This window comes from Candidatus Nitrosopumilus salarius BD31 (assembly GCF_000242875.2).
Taxonomy (GTDB): Archaea; Thermoproteota; Nitrososphaeria; order Nitrososphaerales; family Nitrosopumilaceae; genus Nitrosopumilus; species Nitrosopumilus salarius.
Genome location: NZ_AEXL02000090.1, coordinates 140,744 through 158,716 on the forward strand (window position 1 = coordinate 140,744; position 17,973 = coordinate 158,716).

21 protein-coding genes are annotated in these 17,973 nt (G+C 33.6%); 14 read left to right on the forward strand and 7 right to left on the reverse strand.

The genetic code is table 11. The annotated features are described in order from the left end of the window. Positions 1-39 precede the first annotated feature (39 nt). A complete protein-coding gene (locus tag BD31_RS05235; protein ID WP_008299156.1) occupies positions 40-369 on the forward strand; it encodes a winged helix-turn-helix domain-containing protein in 330 nt (109 codons plus the stop codon). 8 nt (positions 370-377) lie between these two features. On the opposite strand, the gene BD31_RS05240 is transcribed toward BD31_RS05235, so the two are convergent. Next, positions 378-965, reverse strand: a complete 588-nt coding sequence (locus tag BD31_RS05240; RefSeq protein WP_048097462.1) for a hypothetical protein — start codon at positions 963-965, stop codon at positions 378-380. A gap of 187 nt (positions 966-1,152) precedes the next feature. Between BD31_RS05240 and BD31_RS11030 the strand changes: the two genes are divergently transcribed. The 9 genes from BD31_RS11030 (at position 1,153) to mce (ending at position 7,998) form a co-directional block, all read left to right on the forward strand. Beyond that, a complete protein-coding gene (locus tag BD31_RS11030) occupies positions 1,153-1,281 on the forward strand; it encodes a hypothetical protein (RefSeq protein WP_008299249.1) in 129 nt (42 codons plus the stop codon). Positions 1,282-1,336: 55 nt separating this feature from the next. Then, positions 1,337-1,594, forward strand: a complete 258-nt coding sequence (locus BD31_RS10920; protein WP_008299435.1) for a hypothetical protein — start codon at positions 1,337-1,339, stop codon at positions 1,592-1,594. A gap of 17 nt (positions 1,595-1,611) precedes the next feature. Continuing rightward, the gene (locus tag BD31_RS10925) at positions 1,612-3,837 is read left to right on the forward strand and encodes a M1 family metallopeptidase (protein ID WP_250634643.1); all 2,226 of its coding nucleotides are present in this window, start codon (positions 1,612-1,614) and stop codon (positions 3,835-3,837) included. Beyond that, complete coding sequence (locus BD31_RS05250) at positions 3,830-4,237, forward strand: hypothetical protein (RefSeq protein ID WP_008299268.1); 408 nt, start codon at positions 3,830-3,832, stop codon at positions 4,235-4,237. Before BD31_RS10925 ends, BD31_RS05250 begins: the two co-directional genes overlap by 8 nt. Before the next feature lie 40 nt (positions 4,238-4,277). After that, on the forward strand, positions 4,278-5,195 hold the full coding sequence (gene meaB / locus BD31_RS05255; RefSeq protein ID WP_008299429.1) for a methylmalonyl Co-A mutase-associated GTPase MeaB: 918 nt from the start codon (positions 4,278-4,280) through the stop codon (positions 5,193-5,195). Between the two features lie 4 nt (positions 5,196-5,199). Further along, entirely contained in the window at positions 5,200-6,801 is a 1,602-nt protein-coding gene (locus tag BD31_RS05260) for an acyl-CoA mutase large subunit family protein (protein WP_008299256.1), read from the forward strand. Positions 6,802-6,925: 124 nt separating this feature from the next. Next, entirely contained in the window at positions 6,926-7,390 is a 465-nt protein-coding gene (locus tag BD31_RS05265) for an SHOCT domain-containing protein (RefSeq protein WP_008299491.1), read from the forward strand. Between the two features lie 2 nt (positions 7,391-7,392). Next, positions 7,393-7,566 (forward strand): hypothetical protein, encoded by a 174-nt coding sequence (locus tag BD31_RS10310; protein ID WP_008299243.1) that lies wholly within the window; start codon positions 7,393-7,395, stop codon positions 7,564-7,566. Positions 7,567-7,602: 36 nt separating this feature from the next. Next, positions 7,603-7,998 (forward strand): methylmalonyl-CoA epimerase, encoded by a 396-nt coding sequence (mce, locus tag BD31_RS05270; protein ID WP_008299462.1) that lies wholly within the window; start codon positions 7,603-7,605, stop codon positions 7,996-7,998. Here mce and BD31_RS05275 read toward each other — a convergent pair whose 3' ends face one another. Further along, entirely contained in the window at positions 7,999-8,556 is a 558-nt protein-coding gene (locus BD31_RS05275) for a CBS domain-containing protein (RefSeq protein ID WP_008299385.1), read from the reverse strand. Positions 8,557-9,111: 555 nt separating this feature from the next. Between BD31_RS05275 and BD31_RS05280 the strand changes: the two genes are divergently transcribed. Both BD31_RS05280 and BD31_RS05285 read left to right on the forward strand, forming a co-directional pair. Then, the gene (locus tag BD31_RS05280; RefSeq protein WP_008299514.1) at positions 9,112-9,522 is read left to right on the forward strand and encodes a hypothetical protein; all 411 of its coding nucleotides are present in this window, start codon (positions 9,112-9,114) and stop codon (positions 9,520-9,522) included. 90 nt (positions 9,523-9,612) lie between these two features. Then, positions 9,613-9,978, forward strand: a complete 366-nt coding sequence (locus BD31_RS05285; protein WP_008299273.1) for a hypothetical protein — start codon at positions 9,613-9,615, stop codon at positions 9,976-9,978. 16 nt (positions 9,979-9,994) lie between these two features. Here the strand turns inward: BD31_RS05285 and ppdK are convergent, their stop codons facing one another. Genes ppdK through BD31_RS05310 form a run of 5 tightly spaced genes read right to left on the reverse strand, consistent with a single transcriptional unit; the run spans position 9,995 to position 16,886 of the window. Continuing rightward, positions 9,995-12,769, reverse strand: a complete 2,775-nt coding sequence (gene ppdK, locus BD31_RS05290; RefSeq protein WP_008299140.1) for a pyruvate, phosphate dikinase — start codon at positions 12,767-12,769, stop codon at positions 9,995-9,997. Positions 12,770-12,802: 33 nt separating this feature from the next. Continuing rightward, the gene (gene tpiA, locus BD31_RS05295) at positions 12,803-13,459 is read right to left on the reverse strand and encodes a triose-phosphate isomerase (RefSeq protein ID WP_008299320.1); all 657 of its coding nucleotides are present in this window, start codon (positions 13,457-13,459) and stop codon (positions 12,803-12,805) included. Between the two features lie 43 nt (positions 13,460-13,502). Further along, positions 13,503-13,787 (reverse strand): SemiSWEET family sugar transporter, encoded by a 285-nt coding sequence (locus BD31_RS05300; RefSeq protein WP_008299433.1) that lies wholly within the window; start codon positions 13,785-13,787, stop codon positions 13,503-13,505. Between the two features lie 8 nt (positions 13,788-13,795). Continuing rightward, positions 13,796-16,354: a DNA-directed DNA polymerase I gene (locus BD31_RS05305; RefSeq protein WP_008299167.1), complete on the reverse strand. Its 2,559-nt coding sequence runs from the start codon at positions 16,352-16,354 to the stop codon at positions 13,796-13,798. A 4-nt stretch (positions 16,355-16,358) separates the two neighbouring features. Continuing rightward, positions 16,359-16,886, reverse strand: a complete 528-nt coding sequence (locus BD31_RS05310; RefSeq protein WP_008299515.1) for a deoxycytidylate deaminase — start codon at positions 16,884-16,886, stop codon at positions 16,359-16,361. 133 nt (positions 16,887-17,019) lie between these two features. Between BD31_RS05310 and BD31_RS05315 the strand changes: the two genes are divergently transcribed. Then, the gene (locus BD31_RS05315) at positions 17,020-17,208 is read left to right on the forward strand and encodes a hypothetical protein (RefSeq protein WP_048097480.1); all 189 of its coding nucleotides are present in this window, start codon (positions 17,020-17,022) and stop codon (positions 17,206-17,208) included. Between the two features lie 345 nt (positions 17,209-17,553). Next, the coding region (locus tag BD31_RS05320) for a hypothetical protein (RefSeq protein ID WP_008299520.1) at positions 17,554-17,973 on the forward strand (420 nt) is incomplete at its 3' end.

Here is a 17,973-nt window from a genome sequence, read left to right on the forward strand (position 1 = left end):
ATACTGCTCAGTTATATCGAAAAAACACGTATAGAAAGTATGCAAATCTTAAACCAACTAAAAATTGAAGAACCAGAAAGGAAAGAATCTTTTCTTGAAGTACTTTCTGATAAATACTGTCGCTCTATTTTAGAGGCAATTATGAACACGCCAAAATCTGCAATTGAAATCTCTCGTGACAAATCCATTCCTCTGAGCACAGTGTATAGAAGAATTCAACTGCTTCATGATTCAAAAATGATTCAAACTTCTGGTGTTATTACTGAAGAAGGTAAGAGACTCTTTTTGTATAAAAGCAAAATCAAAGAAGTCAATACAAGTTTTCGCGATGGCAAAATTGATGTGAATATAGTTTTTAACAAAAACTAATTTTGTTTTTAATATCTGTGTTCGCTAAAATCTCCACCTAATGCAATAGTTGCAATAACTGTGGATTCTGTTGTTTGACACTTCATTTTAGATTCTGGCAAGAATTCCTTGAAAATTTCTTGGAGTAACTGCTCTGTAAATATTGACCAGTTGCCACCCAATTCATGTTGAATAATGAAATGATGTAAATCTCCTTCTGTTCTGTGGTCTGATTTCATTCCTGATGCCCGCATATAATCTTCGAGTGTTTCAATACATCTTTTCAAATCATAATCTCCTTTGATAAATAATACTGTATCTTTAATCACTGGTTTTATCACATTGATTATTTCATTAATTTCTGAGGCTGTCATCTCTACTCCTAATACGTCTAGAATTTTTTTTGGTACTGGAATCATTCCAATTTTGGCTGCATATCTGTCCCACTCGATATATTTCTCTAAAATCTGTCTTGCCATTACATTATGCGATATGTTATGATTCATAGCTTCAGCTTCTATCTCTTCTACTAATTTTATGGGCAAACGATATGTTACACTGCGTGTCTTTTCCTTCTTTAGTGGATGTTGCTGACGCTTTACAGTACTTGAATCCAATTACAAATTACCAAATGTGGGACTATTATAAAGATAATTTTTCGGTGATTATTTGTTCTCAAATTTGATAATCGTAAATATTTTTAAAATATTTTCCTTGTTTGTTCTTATGAGGGAATAAATTTGAAAATATCTGGGTTTATTCATTTGAGAAATGGGCCAATATTGTGAAAATTGTGGGAAATTTATGAAAAATTTTGAGATGACTCATTGCTCCGATGAATGTTTACTCTCGTCTTTAAAAAACAGTGATTCTCTTACTGAAAACGGGGTTAGTGCAACAACTTGGGATGAAAGATCTGATCCTTGGACATAACTATTCTGTTAGTAAATAGAAAATCTACTTAAAGTGTAACCAAATTATTCCACATGTGGATATAATTCCAATTAACTATCAATTATCGTTTGAACCCGATCTCAAAAAATTTACGTTCACTGGGTCTGAAACTATTTCTATAGATTGTAAAAAACCAACCAAAGTTATCACTATGCATTGCGCTGAACTCAAAATTCTTTCCTGTCAAGTAAAATCAGGGAATGAAATTATTCAATCATCTCCAAAAACCGTGGAAAAAGATGAACAACTTCAAATTACTTTAGAAAAAAAATCAAAGGGATTTCTACCATAAACCTAGAATTTCAAGGGATCTTAAATGATCGATTACTAGGATTCTATCGTAGTCAGTATAAGCAAAATGGAAAAACGAAATATCTTGCAACCACTCAATTTGAGGCTGCAGATGCTAGACGTGCATTTCCATGCTGGGATGAACCAGAAGCAAAAGCCACATTTGAGATTTCTATAACTGCTGATAATAAATTCACTGCAATCTCAAACATGCCAGTTAAATCAAAGAAAAAAATCGGTAGCAAAACTATCTATGCCTTTGCAAAAACTCCAATCGTTTCAACATATTTGATCTATCTTGCAGTTGGTGAATTTGAATATTTATCAGGAAAGATTGGTAAAATCCAGATTAGAGTTGTAACAACAAAGGGGAATAAATCTAAAGGAAAATTTTCGCTAGATTTAGGAAAAAAACTTCTTACCTCATATGAAAAATACTTTGGAATCAAATATCCTCTGCCAAAACTCGACTTGATTGCTGTACCTGATTTTGCAGCTGGTGCTATGGAAAATTGGGGCGCAATAACATTTAGAGAAACAATTCTTCTTTATGATCCTAAAACATCCTCTACTAGAACTAAACAATTCATTGCAGAAGTAATCTCTCATGAGATTGCTCATCAATGGTTTGGTAATTTAGTCACGATGAAATGGTGGAATGATTTGTGGTTAAATGAAAGTTTTGCAACTTTTATGGCCACGAAATTTGTTGATAAATTCTATCCTGAATGGGATTTGTGGAATCAATTTGTAGACGATGCAATGAATGTTGCAATGGGACTTGACTCTCTAAAAACAACGCACCCAATAGATGTTAAAGTAAATTCTCCAGCAGAAATTAGGGAAATTTTTGATGCTATATCTTACGACAAGGGTGGATGTATTTTACGAATGTTGGAATCCTATGTAGGGGAACCAAATTTCCAAAAAGGACTTAAAAAATACCTCTCTGATTTCAAATACAAAAATGCCAAAGGACAGGATTTATGGAATGCGATAGGCAAGGCCTCAAAAATGCCTGTATCATCAATGGTCAATACCTGGCTAAAACAACCCGGTTTCCCTCTTGTTGAGATTACTCAAGATGGCTCTACTCTGAAATTAAAACAAAAGAGATACCTGCTAGAACATGATAAAAAATTCAATAAAGGATTATGGTCTATTCCATTATCTCTAGGGTTAGAAAATGAAATTTACAAAAAACTATTTTCAACTAAAACCATGTCTCTGAAACTACCTAAAAATACTCTGGGTTTTGTAGCAAATTATGGAAGAAAAGGATTCTATCGTGTAAAGTACGATGAAGGAATTTTGCTTGATCTAAAAATGTTAGTTGATGAAAAACGCATTCCTGCAATTGATAGATGGGCAATTCAAAACGATTTATTTTCACTTTGTGTTTCTGGAGATGAATCTGTGAGAAATTATCTTGATTTTTCTGATGCATATTTTGAAGAAGATAGCTATCTTGCATCAGTCAACATTGCACATAATTTGGCTTCATTGTATTTCCGTGCATTTAACGAAACATTTGCAGAGGAGATTCGAAGTTATGCCGTGAATTATTTTAGAAAAATTCTATTCCGTTTAGGATGGGAACCTCAAAAATCTGATAAACATACTGATGCTATGCTTCGTGCATTTGTGATTTCAGCATTAGGCAAAATGAATGATGAGGAAGTTACTGAAGAGGCATTAAGGAAATATGATAAATTCTTGAAATCTCCTAGTTCCATATCTCCTGACTTGATTGAGCCAATTTGTTCAATTGCTGCATGGAATGGGACTTCAAAAACATATGCTGAACTAGTAAAATTGTATCGAAATGCAAAAACGATGGAAGAAAAACTCCGATTCCTTGGTGCAATGTGTGGCTTCAAAGATACGAATCTTTTACTTAAAGCCCTAAACTTTTCTCAAACCGCTGAGGTTCGTTCTCAAAATATGCAATTACCTATAATGAAAGTTGCTGGAAACCCATATGGTGATAAAATTTTGTGGCCATGGTTAAAGAAGAATTGGAAAAAACTTAACAAAAAAGTTGGCCATGGAAATCCTTTGTTTAATCGAATCGTGGCAAGTATTGCGCCTGTTGCAGACGATTCTATGGAAAAAGAGATTAAAACATTTTTCAGAAAGAATCCTACTCCTGGTACAGAGAGAACACAATCTCAAACTCTTGAGAGGATAAGAATAAACTCCAAATTTCTTAGAAATATGAGAAAAGAATTTAGAAATGGCTAAAAAAATAGGACCTCCAATATTCCTTGGAGTGTTTACCATTTTAGCAATATTATTTCTCTTGGGTGCTGGAACCGATGACAAAGAAATTCTTCGGCAGACGTTTCAGATTGAGGCAATTTACTATGATTCTGGCCATGTTGAGGTATCCTATCTTGATAAATCTGGTAATACTGATTCGGTCGTGATGGAAATTCTTGGAATGGATGAATCTTTTCAAAAAACCTTCACTGATTCAGAATTTATTGAAATTGTTCCATTTCCAAACAAACCAAAATACGGTTGGGCGATTCATCCGGTTGTCCTAGAAATTGAACATGAAGAATTTGGTCACATCCAACTAAAAACAGAGATACATCCACTTGGAGATCCTGTACCTCCAGTAATTTACGCTAGACCTTAGATCTCACACAAGATTTTATTGCACCCTTTGCGAACTTTGTATGTTGGATTTAGTTGATCTAAAAAAAGGAAAACGTGGGGCCATTGCCAAGGCAATATCTGTAGTTGAAAATGATCAAAAAGAAGCAAGAAAACTCTTAAAGAAAATTTTCAAAGATACCGGTCATGCTATGATTATCGGAATTACTGGTCCTGCAGGAGCTGGAAAAAGTTCACTGATTAACAAAACTGCAGTTGCTATGAAAAAACTAGGTACTAAACCTGCGGTACTTGCAATTGATCCTACCAGCCATGTCACTGGTGGAGCAATACTTGGCGACCGTGTTCGAATGAGTGAGTCTACTGATTCTGGAACATACATTCGAAGTATTGCATCGAGAGGTGCAACAGGGGCGGTATCACGTTCTTTAAGAAATAGTATTCGTGTTTTGGAATATGCTGGATTTAACCCAATTATAATTGAAAGTGTTGGTGCTGGCCAAACTGAAGTTGAAATATCAAACATTGCAGATATCACAGTGGTTGTTTTTAATCCTAACACTGGAGATAGTATTCAAACAATCAAAGCAGGCTTGACTGAGATAGGTGATATCTATCTTGTCAACAAAAGTGATTTGAGTGGGGCAAATCAGTTATTTGACGCTGTACGTGATTTTATTGGTGATTCTGAGCGGAATCCTATAATTTTGAAAACATCTGTAAAAAAGAATTCTGGCATCACAGAATTTGCAAAGGCATTAAAAGATATGATGAATTCTAAAAAGAAATTCAAGAAAGAAAAAGATTCCGAACGACTGGAAACTGAACTAAAAGATATTGTTTTAAATAACATGCGAGAAAAGATTGATGACATGTTGCATTCTGATAAAATATTTTCGAAATATCTTAAAAAATTACAATCAAAAGATGTTGATCCTTTTGAAGCTGGAGATCAAATTACAAAATCCTTGTTAAAGTGATAATATGGCAGACAAAAAATCAATAAAATCAAAAGAGTCAGGAAAGAAAATTTTCACTGATTCTGGCTTTGTAGTAAAGCGAATTTATCAAAAATCGTCTAAGAAGAGACCTGTTGAAGATTCTGGGAAATATCCATTTACCAGAGGAATTCATCCAGAAATGTTCCGTGAACGCTTTTGGACTATGAGACAGTATTCTGGATTTGGAGATGCAAAACTTACCAATGAGCGTTTCAAATTCATGCTTGAGAAAGGCCAAACGGGTCTTAGTATGGCATTTGATCTGCCTACTCAAATTGGTTATGATTCTGATTCACCACAAGCTGAAGGTGAAGTAGGTAAAGTCGGTGTATCGATCACATCAATTAAGGATATGATGACTGCCTTTGATGGTATTCCGCTTGGCAAAGTAAGTTCTTCAATGACGATTAATTCGACTGCATCAACATTACTTGCATACTACATTGCCGTCGGTGAGGCACAAGGATTCAAAAGTCATGATCTTCGTGGAACCACACAAAATGATATTTTAAAAGAATACATTGCAAGAAATACCTACATCTATCCACCCCAACCCTCTATGCGATTAATTGGTGACATGATAGAATACTGTGCACAAAAAGTTCCATCATGGTATCCAGTTTCTATATCTGGATACCACATGCGTGAAGCAGGATGTACTGCAACCCAAGAGGTTGCGTTTACATTAGCAAATGCCATTGCATATATTCAAACTTGTTTGGACAAAGGATTAAAAATTGATGACTTTGCCCCTCGTCTTTCCTTCTTCTTTTGTTGTACTATTGAATTCTTTGAAGAAGTTGCAAAGTTTAGAGTTGCAAGAAAAGTTTATGCAAAGATTCTCAAAGAAATGTTTCATGCAAAAAATCCACGTTCATTACAACTAAAATTTCATACTCAAACTAGTGGCGAATCTCTAACTGCACAACAACCCAATAATAACATCGTTCGTGTTGCGATTCAAACAATGGCAGCAGTTGCTGGTGGTACTCAATCACTTCATACTAATTCTAGAGACGAGGCACTTGCACTTCCAACTCAAGAATCTGCAAAAATTGCACTTAGAACACAACAAATTGTTGCTCATGAGAGTGGTATAACAAAAACAGCTGATCCATTAGCTGGTTCTTACTATCTTGAGGAACTATGTGACCAAATTGAGACTGATGTTTGGAAATATTTGAAAAAGATTCAAAAAATGGGCGGTTCTGTAAAAGCAATTGAGAAAGGATTCTTCCAATCTGAAATTAGAGCAAATGCATATCGCCTTAAAAAAGAAACCGATGACGGTGAACGGATTATTGTTGGAGTGAATAAATATGCTGAAGAAGAAGAGCAACCTGATTTGCTTAGGATTGGCGGCAAAATAGAAATTCAACAAAAGAAGGCACTCAAAGAATTACGTGCATCTAGAGATGTTAAAAAATGGGAAAATGCACTTTCAGCAATGAAAAGTGCTGCAGATACTGAAGAAAATCTCATGCCATACATTGTCACAGCTGCTAAAGCATTTGCTACCACTGGTGAAATCAGCAATACCTTCAGAGAAGTGTTTGGTGAATATCGTCCAAAAGAAGTCTTTTAGTCAAACTTTTTTCTGAATTAATTTTTCAATATGTCATATTTGGGCATTCAAATAAAATCAGCATTCCTAAAAATCATGATGTTAAAATAACACATTTGTACTCTACTAGTGGAATCTAAAATTCATGGTCGCAAAAAATGAAAAATCAGATAGTTATAAAAAAAGCATAAAGAAAATACACGGAAAAATTTTTGATGAACTTACAAAAAATTATGCTCAGACTTTAGATCATGGAAAATCTTTTGGAAATACATCTATAGAAAAAATTTCTGATTCTGCATTCTCTGCAAATAATTTTATAAAATCAACACATTACTGGGAATTGTTAAAAAATAATTCATTAAAAATCAAAGAAAAGACTTCCGCACATGGAACTGAATTAAAAAAATATGGCCCAAAATTCTATAAAAAAATTAGCAATGCATTTTTTTATTTCTTTGAAGCCCTTATTGGAAGAATAAAACTCGGTTCTCAATATGGTATTACTAGTCTTGAGATTCTGGAAAGATTAGCTAAGTTAAAAGAACTTGGAATTTTAACTGATGAAGAATTCAATGAAAAAAAGAAGAAAATTTTGGATAGGATATAACCATGTCTAAAAATGTTATAATTTCTGCACTTGCAATCGTCATTGCTATTCTAATTGGATTTTTGATATTGACAAATTATGATTGGTTTTCTCAAGAGTGGTTGATTGGCCTTGGTATAATTATAGGCGGTATGGCTTCATTAGGGCTTTTGATATATCTTAAAATTAAAAAATAAAACCCATTAATACTAAATGATCATGGTGTATCTTAGATGAAAATCGATCATATTGCGATTGCAGTAAATGACGTGGAAGAATCTGCCAAAGTGTACCAGCAGGCCTTGGGAGTTGATAGTGTTGAATTTGAAACAGTGGAATCTGAAGGTGTTAAAGTTGCAATTATTCATTTAGAGAATGGTAGGGTGGAATTAATGCAGCCTACAAATGATTTAAGTCCCATTAAAAAATTTCTTGACAAAAAAGGTCCAGGATTACACCACATGGCATTAGAAACTGATGATATAGAAGGTGAAGTAGAACGAATGGAAGGATGTGGTGTTCAGTTTCTAGGGAAAATCAGACCTGGCTCTGCTGGAACTAAAGTAACATTCATTCATCCAAAATCGTTGCATGGTGTTTTGGCTGAACTTTGCTCTCACCCAAAATGATTATTCCATCATTTTTAGAGTATCTGAAGCAGTAATTATTCCAACAATCTTTGATTTTTTTGAAACAAGAATACATTTTGAGTATCTGATTAATGGTACTAATACATTTGCCGGTGTATCGTAATCCACTATTGGTGGAACAGGATCCATTGTATCTGCAAGTTTTGCTTTTTTCAATTCTGCTTCTCCTAAATCTGCCAAGTGCTTTACAATCCCATCTTCTGATATCACTCCTACCACATCTGCATTATTAAAAATTGGAATTTGACTGATTGATGATTGGTGCATTTTCTTAATTGCATCGTGAAGAGTGTTTGTAGGTTTTAATTTTACAATGTCTCTACTACAGAAATCTCCTGCAGTATGGGATGATGATTCCCCTTCTAATTTTGCTAGACTCTCAAAAATTTTCTTTGCTGTTTCATAACTTGGCTGACTTCTTCCTGATTCAATTTGATTTATCATTGAAGTACTAACTCCCGTCATAGTGGCAAGTTTTTTTTGTGTAATGCCTATTTTTTGTCTAATTTGCTTTATCGAATCAATTCTAGGTAACAACTCATTTAGAATTATACTTGGTTAGTTTATCAACATTTGGGGTTACATTAAGTCAATTTTAAGATGACTTTGATATAACAAACCACTCAATGATCTGATTTTATTTTTCTAATCCTTATATTTTCATGAGAGAAATCGACGAAAATTCACACAAAAAATGTTGGACTGATGCTTTGATTTTATTTCGTCTGACATGATTTTCCTTACAAAATGGTTTTTGAGAGTTTGAATGAAAATAACAATACATCAATTTCACAAAATCTTCTGGTATTACATCTTAAAATATTACAAATCATGACCTCATATCCAATCCTTTGAGATCTCTTTTTACGCCCCATTTGTGCTCTATTTGCAAATGATCTTCTAACTCTCTAGGTGATTTTAAAATTATATTGCAAATCAGACATCTATAACTCATAGAATCAAATCTATCCTAATTTTGGTTTAAATGTCTGGGTTATTATGAAACTGATATTTAAAAAATGAGCCTGTAGATTTGTACGATGTTTTGGTTTTTAACAATATGCTTAAGTTTAGATATTTTCTAGAAAAATTATGGATGAAAGTAAAGATATTTCAGATAATTTTGAAATAATAGAACAAATTTACAAAAAATATTTCTCTGAGGTTGAAAATTCAGTTCCTCATATACAACAAGTATTATTCGATCTTCAAAATGAATCTTATAAAACCTGGAAAAATGCAGTAAATGCAAATATTTCTTTACAAAAGGAATTCATTAAAAGTTCTAACTTTAATTTCACAATTCCTGAATCCTATAAATCCCTCATTGAGAACATGAGTGAAGAGACCGTAAAGTATAGGTCCTTATGTAATAAAATTATTATCGCCACCATTGAATCTGGCAAGAAAAATGTAAAAACATGGAATGACAATGCAGACATCTTTATGGATTTGAATAGAAAAATTATGCATTTTTGGCTACCTGTATTTACTCAAAAATGAGTTTGTGATTAAACCTGACCGTTTGCATTTTACTCTTTTGTCAATAAAATTACTTTTTGCCTTCTATTTTTTTAAAAAACAATTGACACTGTGCAAAAATTAGAGGAGCCTAGTTCAGAAAGTAAATTTTGTAGTAAAGTTTTGAGTCTAGATACATCAATACGATTCGCAGGAATTCTGTGTAAATGTGGTAGACTAAAGGCATATCATAGAAAAAAGGGAATGATTCCACAACTGAATGTTCCTGAAACAAAATTATTACATCGTGAAGCATTATTGAAGGCAAAAATGAATCGCGTTTTTGATAAGAATCTTGGAAAAACAAATTGGTCTATAGAATCAAGAGATAATGTGAAATGGATTAATGTTTATCATGAAAAGGATCTCATACTGGTTTCTACAGAAATCATATCAAATCATGATGAAATTGTACAAAAAATTCTTTCATTACTGTAATTTTTAATAATATTTTTTACCTTCTTTTTGGCTTTGCCTTACTTTTTGGCTTTGCCTTACTTTTTGGCTTTGCCTTACTTTTTGGTTTTGCCTTACTTTTTGGCTTTGCCTTACTTTTTGGTTTTGCCTTACTTTTTGGTTTTGCCTTAGATTGTTCAATTGCTGCTTGGGCTGCGGCTACTATTGCTATTGGAATTCTATGCGGTGATGCACTCACATAGCTAAGTCCTGCACTATGACAGAATTTGATTGAACTTGGATCTCCTCCATGTTCTCCACATATGCCAACTTCCATACCTGGTCTAACTCCACGACCCGCGGCAATTCCCATTTTTATTAAACTGCCTACTCCGTTAACATCAATTGATTGAAATGGATTCCTTTCTAACAATTCTTTTTCCATGTATTCTGGAAGAAATTTTCCTTCAACATCTTCTCTGCTGAAACTAAATGTCCCCTGTGTCAAGTCATTGGTTCCAAAACTGAAGAATTCGGCAGTACTTGCAAGTTCATTTGCAGTTAGTGCCGCTCTTACAACTTCGATCATTGTTCCAAAATTAATTTTTAGTTTCATTTTATGCACCGTCTCCATCTCTTTTTTGATAGAATCATAAATTTTCTTAATGTGGTTAAGTTCTGCAATGCTACTGATTTGCGGAATCATGATTTGTGGATGGGCTTTGACATTTTTCTTTGTTAATTCCACCAATGCTTCAAACACTGCACGAATTTGCATCTCATAAATTTCTGGATACGTAATCCCGACTCTGACTCCTCTATGCCCCATCATTGGGTTAATCTCTGCAAGTTCTCTTGCTCTTTTTAGAACATTTCTTGCAGCATTAGCTTCGTTTGTTTCATTTCTTAATTCTAATTTACGAATTTTTTCTGAAAGTTCTTCAGGATTTGGTAAGAATTCATGTAACGGTGGATCCAATAATCTGATTGTAACTTCATAACCTTCCATTGCTTGTAAGATTTCAATAAAATCACTCTTTTGTAATTCGCCAAGTTTTTTGAGAATTTTACTTCTTTCTTCAATATTTTCCGCCATAATCATGTCCACAAACAAATTGATTCTGTCACTTCCATTGAACATTCTCTCAGTTCTGCATAAACCAATTCCTTGACCTCCAAATCCTCTTGCCAGTTTTGCTCCTTCTGGCGTATCTGCATTTGCTCGAATTCCTATCTTCTTTGCATTTTGAGCCCATTCTAAAATTAGTTTGAAGTCTTCATTGACTTTTGGTTCTATTGTTGGAATGTCTCCAATGTACACATTACCTGTACTTCCGTCAATAGTGATTGAATCTCCTTCTCGAACTATTTTACCGTCAACACTGCATTGCTTGTTATCTACGTCAATCTTCAATTCAGAACATCCTACAATGCATGGTTTACCCATTCCTCTAGCGACCACTGCTGCATGAGATGTTTTACCTCCTCTGCTAGTTAGAATCCCAACTGATTCAAAAAATGCTGGAACGTCTTCAGGTTTTGTTTCTTCTCTGATTAGGATTACTTTGGCACCATTCTCCCCCATCGTTGTTGCTCTTTTTACATCTAATACTGCAATTCCACTTGCAGCTCCTGGTGATGCTGCAATACCTTTTGCTAATTGTGTATAATTTTTAATTTGTTCAGGATCAATTCTTTTGTGTAATAGCTGTTCTAATTGTTCTGCCTGTAATCTTGTTATTGCTCTGTTTTTATCAATTAGTTTTTCTTTGACCATGTCAACTGATGTTTTTACCATTCCAACTGCATTCATCTTTGCATTTCTTGTCTGTAACAAATAGAATCGTCCTTGTTCAATTGTAAATTCAATGTCTTGTGGTTCTTTGTAGTGTTTTTCTAGTCTTTCACATGTTTGTGCTAACTGTTTGTATGATTGAGGAAGATCTGTTTTCATTTCATCTACTTGCTTGCCTGTTCTAACTCCTGCTACCACATCTTCTCCTTGCGCATTAATCAGATACTCCCCGTAAATTTTACGACTTCCATCTCCAGGGTTTCTTGTAAATACAACTCCTGTGGCACAATCATTTCCCATATTTCCAAACGCCATTGATACTATGTTTACTGCTGTTCCATCTGCAATGTCTTTTGTTATGTTGTTTTTCTCTCTGTACACAATGGCTCTTTCTCCCATCCAGCTTCCAAAAACTGCTTTAATTGCAAGCTCGACTTGTTCCGTTGGGTCTGTTGGGAATTTTCTTCCAGTATGATTATCACAAATTTGTTTATATTGCGAAACTATCTCTTTTAGTGATTCTTCATTTAAATCACTGTCGACTTCGACATTTTGTTTTCTCTTTGCAGCATTTAACACATCATCAAATTTTTTGTCATCTACGCCAAATACTACTTTACCAAATAATTGGATGAACCTTCTATAGGAATCCCATGCAAATCTTGGATTGTTACTTTTTTCAGACAATCCTAATACTGTTTGATCGTTTAATCCAAGATTCAATATTGTATCCATCATACCTGGCATTGAAATTGCAGCACCTGATCTGACTGATACTAGCAATGGATTTGATTTAGAATTCCATTTTTTTCCTGTCTTCTTTTCAATTTTTGCAATATTTTTTTTAACTTCCACCATGAGTGTTTTAGGCAATTTTTTGTTATTTTCATAATACTTGTTACAAACCTCTGTAGTAATTGTAAATCCAGGTGGAACTGGTAACTTTAGTCTCGTCATCTCACATAGACCCGCTCCTTTTCCTCCTAGGAGTTTCTTGTTTTTGCCGTCTCCCTCGTCAAAAAAATAAACTTGTTTCATTTTTTACGATTAACCAATCCAAAAAAGGGGGTATTAAACCATTGATTTAGCAAATTCAGACATTATCTTGTTCCAATCTTTTGCCTTGACTATACCGCTTGCCACCAGTATGCCTTTAGAACCTAATTCGATTGCTTTTGCAACGTCTTGTCCTGAAACAATTCCAGCTCCGCAAAGCAGTTTTGTATTGTTTTTTGCATTTCTTATTGCTTTAGCAGCTTTTTCAATCAATTCTGGTTTCTCTTTGGACACTGCTTTTCCAGAACCAATTAACTCAGGTGGCTCTATTGCAATATAATCTGGATTCAATTTTGCATATTTCTTGACTTCTGCAACATCTTTTACGCACAAGATGGAAATCATTTTTAGTTCTTTTAATTTTGTGATTAATTTTTCAATTTCTTTACTGGAAATTCTATGTTCGCTATGATTGATTAATGATCCTTTGACTTTGGATTTTTTTAATAATTCTGGAATCATAAATCCTGTCGTGCTCCCAACTTTAGAGTCATCAATATGTTGAGCTAAAATTGGAATTGAACTATTTGATACCACGCCAATGAGGTGTTGTGGTGGTGACACAGCTATTTTTATTTTAAATTTTTTAGAAATCTTTTCTGCAATTTTTATAAATTTAATTATTTTATCTCCTGCAATCTCTTCGTAATTTTTACAATTAATTACAAACATCTTTCTTTGAAACTTTCTACATTGTATTTATTCTTTGATCAGCTTATGATGTTTTGGCTTGAATGTCATATCTTTTCTTCATTCCTAATACAATTATCATTAGGATTAATCCTGACATGTTTGTACCTATAATGAATACATCTTCTACAATGATGCCATAAATTAGCCATAATATTGAACCTGCTGCAATAAAAATCATTAGAAATTTTGAAACATCTTTGAGCCTTTTAGTCTTATATCCTTTGTAGATTTGTTCTACCCACCCCATCAAAATTAAAACTCCTGCTGTTATCCCTAACATTGTTAGAAGTAATCCATCAACTTCCATTTTCTATTTTAACTCCAAAAAAATTGATCCATTCCAGTTTGCTTTGGTTTTCCGAGAATTACATCAAAATCCAAATCCATTGATGATGTGATTTGTTCTAATGTTGCTTCCATAAACTCCATATATTTTTTTGAATCAATCTCTTCTTTCTTTGCCATCTCCACCGGTTTTACACCGGGTTTATTTAGAATTTTTACGAATGATATCTTGTCTCCTCTTTTTACCTCTCTTATGGTTTCTAGCTGTTTTGCTGCTCTGATATGTTGTGGGATTGTCTTGACGTATTCTGAAGGTGCTTTGCTTAACATTACGTTGAATGTCAAGTCTTCTAATGGTATTTCCTTTGCCTCTACTTTCTTGCCACACGTTGCAATTTTCTCTGAAATGTCTTTTTTTGCTTTGACAAAGTCTTCCACTGTTTGAACTTTAGATAATACATCAAGTAATTCATAAAATAATTTTCTGATGAATGGGGGTGTGTGTGATTTTTTCCCTGTTAGTCCTTTAACGTCTACTTTTCCATCTTTTGTTACACCAAGATAATTTTTCTTTCTATTGCTTAACACACAATATCTGTATACTTTGTCAATTTCTAAATCTACACCGTGATCTTTTTTTGCTTGCTCTATCACTTTTTGAATTTGTTCTTCAGTTGGTTTTTTTATAAATAATGAATCTGTGTCGCCGTAAAGTACTTCAATTCCAGTCTCTTCACAGTTCCTAATCGTTTCCAAAATTGTATATCTGCCTATTGCTGTTGTTGCCTCTGCAACTGGAAGAAAATACAATGGAAATATCTCGGCACCCATAACTCCATAACTGGCATTGAGAATTACCTTAAGCGCTTGGCTGACTACAGTATATTGCTGTCTTTGGTCATCTGTTAGTGTTGATTTTTTTGAGAGACTCTTGTAGTAGTTTACCCTCAAATCTCGAAGTGAACCAATAATCATTGATGTCAGACCATTTTTCTTTGTACATGCCCAGTGATTTGTTTGTGGAATTGTGTTTTTCTTACATTCTTCATGAACACATCGTACTGTCTCATATGATAGATTTCTAACTTTGATGATGCTTGGGTATAGACTTGCAAAATCCATCACTACTACGTCAAAATGGATTCCTTCTTTTGGTTCAACAACTAGTCCTCCTCGATATTTTTTGTCTTTGATTACTGCATCTGACATCACTCCTTCTGACCTGCTTTGAAGCTCCTCTCTTTTTGGGATCAGACAATTTCTTCGTCTGTGCTCGTAGTATAGTAGACTTCGAATCCATTGAGAAACCCCCATTCTTGCAATATCGTCAATTGGCATTCTGCCAATTCTTGCAATGATTACAAGTAGATCCATTAACAGATCTTTGTTAAAACTGGTAAGTTCGTATGTCAAAAGGGCGTCATTATAACAATAATTTGCCGTTTGATAGAGTGATAATTCATCAAATTCCAAACCATAGTCTACCTTTTCTTTTCCTAGTAATGCCTTTGAAACACTGTTTAGCGAAAAATCAGTGTATTTTTGACTAAATGCATAGATTTGAAATGAACGGTTTGAGAGGGTTCTATACAAATCAAGATGAACTCCTTCCTTTAATGTCGCAGAATCCCTCATCATGTAAAATGGATTCTCTGAATTTTTGATTCCAAGTCGCTCTGCTCTGTTATACAAGTATGGTAAATCAAACTCATCTCCATTGTATGTTACAACAAATGGAAATTCTTTGATTAACTCAAATGCATCTTGTATCATTTCTTTTTCTTTGTCTGCATCATAAAATGTAACTTTGATATTTTGTTCGAGTTCGTTCACTCCTTCTTCAGTACCTTCTGTTTTGAGTACAAAAATTTGATCAAAATTATTTGAACCTTTCAATCCAATCGCGGTGACTTTCTTTTCTGCCACTTTTGGATCTGGGATTCTCCCAATTTCTGCTTCGACTTCTATATCCAGACTCAATCTTTTAATTTTGGGAATTGGCTGATTTAACAAATCTGCCCACTCTGTAATGTATTTTTTGAATTCGTCTGCATCTACCATACTTTCACTGTCTACTTTGTCCCACAGCAGACTTTTCAGCGCAATCTTTACTTCATCTGAAATTTCTAAATCATGTGATTTGATATTTCCATCTACCACTTCATAGTATTTCCCAACAATTAATTTTCTGTCGTACAGATAATTTTCATAATATTTGATATCCGATTCCCAAGTTTCAATTATGTTTCTAATGCTTTTGTCTCCTGTGGTGCCGCCAATTGCTAAGGGATCAGCTACTGTAATTTTTGACATGTTGATTTCTTTATCTTTCATTAAATCATATCTTTGAACAGTTTTGATTTCTAGGATGTCATCTCTTTCTTGTAAAAAATCTAATTCGTCTGGTGATAGTCTGGAGTAACAATAGGGTTTATGATTTGTTTCGTCCTTCCATAAAATCAATTTCTGGGATTTTGGTTCATAAAATTTCAGTATTGCTGATTTAGAATTATTATCATATGTGGCAGATACCAGCATTGAGGGTGGCATTGTTTCAATTTTTTTAATCTCTTTTACGTTTACTTGCATTTTATTACACTGAATCTTCGTAGTTAGTGACTAGCTCTTTTGCCCATCTTGAAATTTTGTCTTTATCTAACTGTATTACATCTACTCCAGCTTCTTTCAGCAAATCATAATCTGTCTCAGGATATGAGTCAAGACAAACAAATTTTTTAATTCCAATTGTAATTGCCATTTTTGTGCATTCTAAACATGGCACAAATGTTGTGTACAATACCGCACCTGCTATTCCTGCCTCAATTCCTAAAATGGCACAATGCATAATGGCGTTTGCCTCTGCATGATTGCAAAGACATCTATCTAGAGACGCACCTGATTCTATCTTCCCTTCCATTCTTAATTGACATCTCTTACATCCTCCTTCAAAACAATTTTTAATTCCTGGAGGAGTTCCGTTATATCCTGTTGCCAATTGTCTGTGATTCCTAACAATTACTGCTCCTACTTGTCTTGTCATGCAGTTTGAACGAAGCTTTGCTAATTCTGCTTGAAGCATAAAGTATTCGTCCCAACCAGGTCTTTCAAAAGAACCATCCATGCAAATCTTCCTTAACTGTTCAATATATGGATCGCGTTAACTGATATTTTTTTGCGATCATTTTTAGAGTTATGTTCATTTTATTGATGATATGTGCACAAACTTCTTTAATTTCATGATCCAAATAGTTTTGATGGCAAATTATACATCTGAAGTAAACGTCATTCATAAAAAATTTCAAAATGCTGTGAAAAGAGCAAAGTCAAAACAATCTCTAAACAAAGCATACAGTGTTCATAAAAAAGATCATGAACGCTTATTGAAAAAACATCTTCGTGAGGAGACTGTTATGATTAACAAAGCAAAGAAAAAACTTGAATAGTTATTTCTGCATTTTTTCTAATTTTTTGAATAACTTTATTCTGGAATAGTTTTTGGTTTGTTATTAATTAATAATTATCATATAAAATTAGTCCTTATTTTTTTGAGATGAGTTAATTATATTTTTCATCTTATTTTTTGTAACAAATACTGTATTTTTGAGGCTAATTTCATCAAATAATTCACCGATGAGAAATTTTCCTAATGCTTTAGTTTTTTATCTGAATCAGAAATTTATGGCTCTGAGTTTGTTGAGATGTGATTTAACCGTGTACATCAACAATAAATAATTGAAAATAAGGGAATTGCTATGCAAATGATTTCCATAAATGACATTTTGAATTGTATGTCTAAAGAAAAAAATTACTTTGGAGATATGTGGGAAACATGTGTGGATGCCCACAAAAAAAGATACAACAGATCCAAGTTTAGAACTGCTCTGGAAAAAATGGAGAATTTGGGATACATCAAAAAACATGGTCACAAAAATGATGCATATTATGAAAAAATCCACTTTCAATCATTTGAAGATACAATTGGATCTATCAATAATTTGATTTTTACTTATGAATCTAAAATTAATAATGCATTAAAAAAACTTGAAAACAGAAATATCTTTGTAGATATATCCAAGAATCTTAATTCCTTTAAATTAAATAAATTTGCAAAAACTGATTATGAATCCATGCTTGAAGGAATGTCTGGTATGTTTGAACTGTCATCGTCTATTCTGTGGACTAGAGATAATAGTCAAGATGGTAAACTG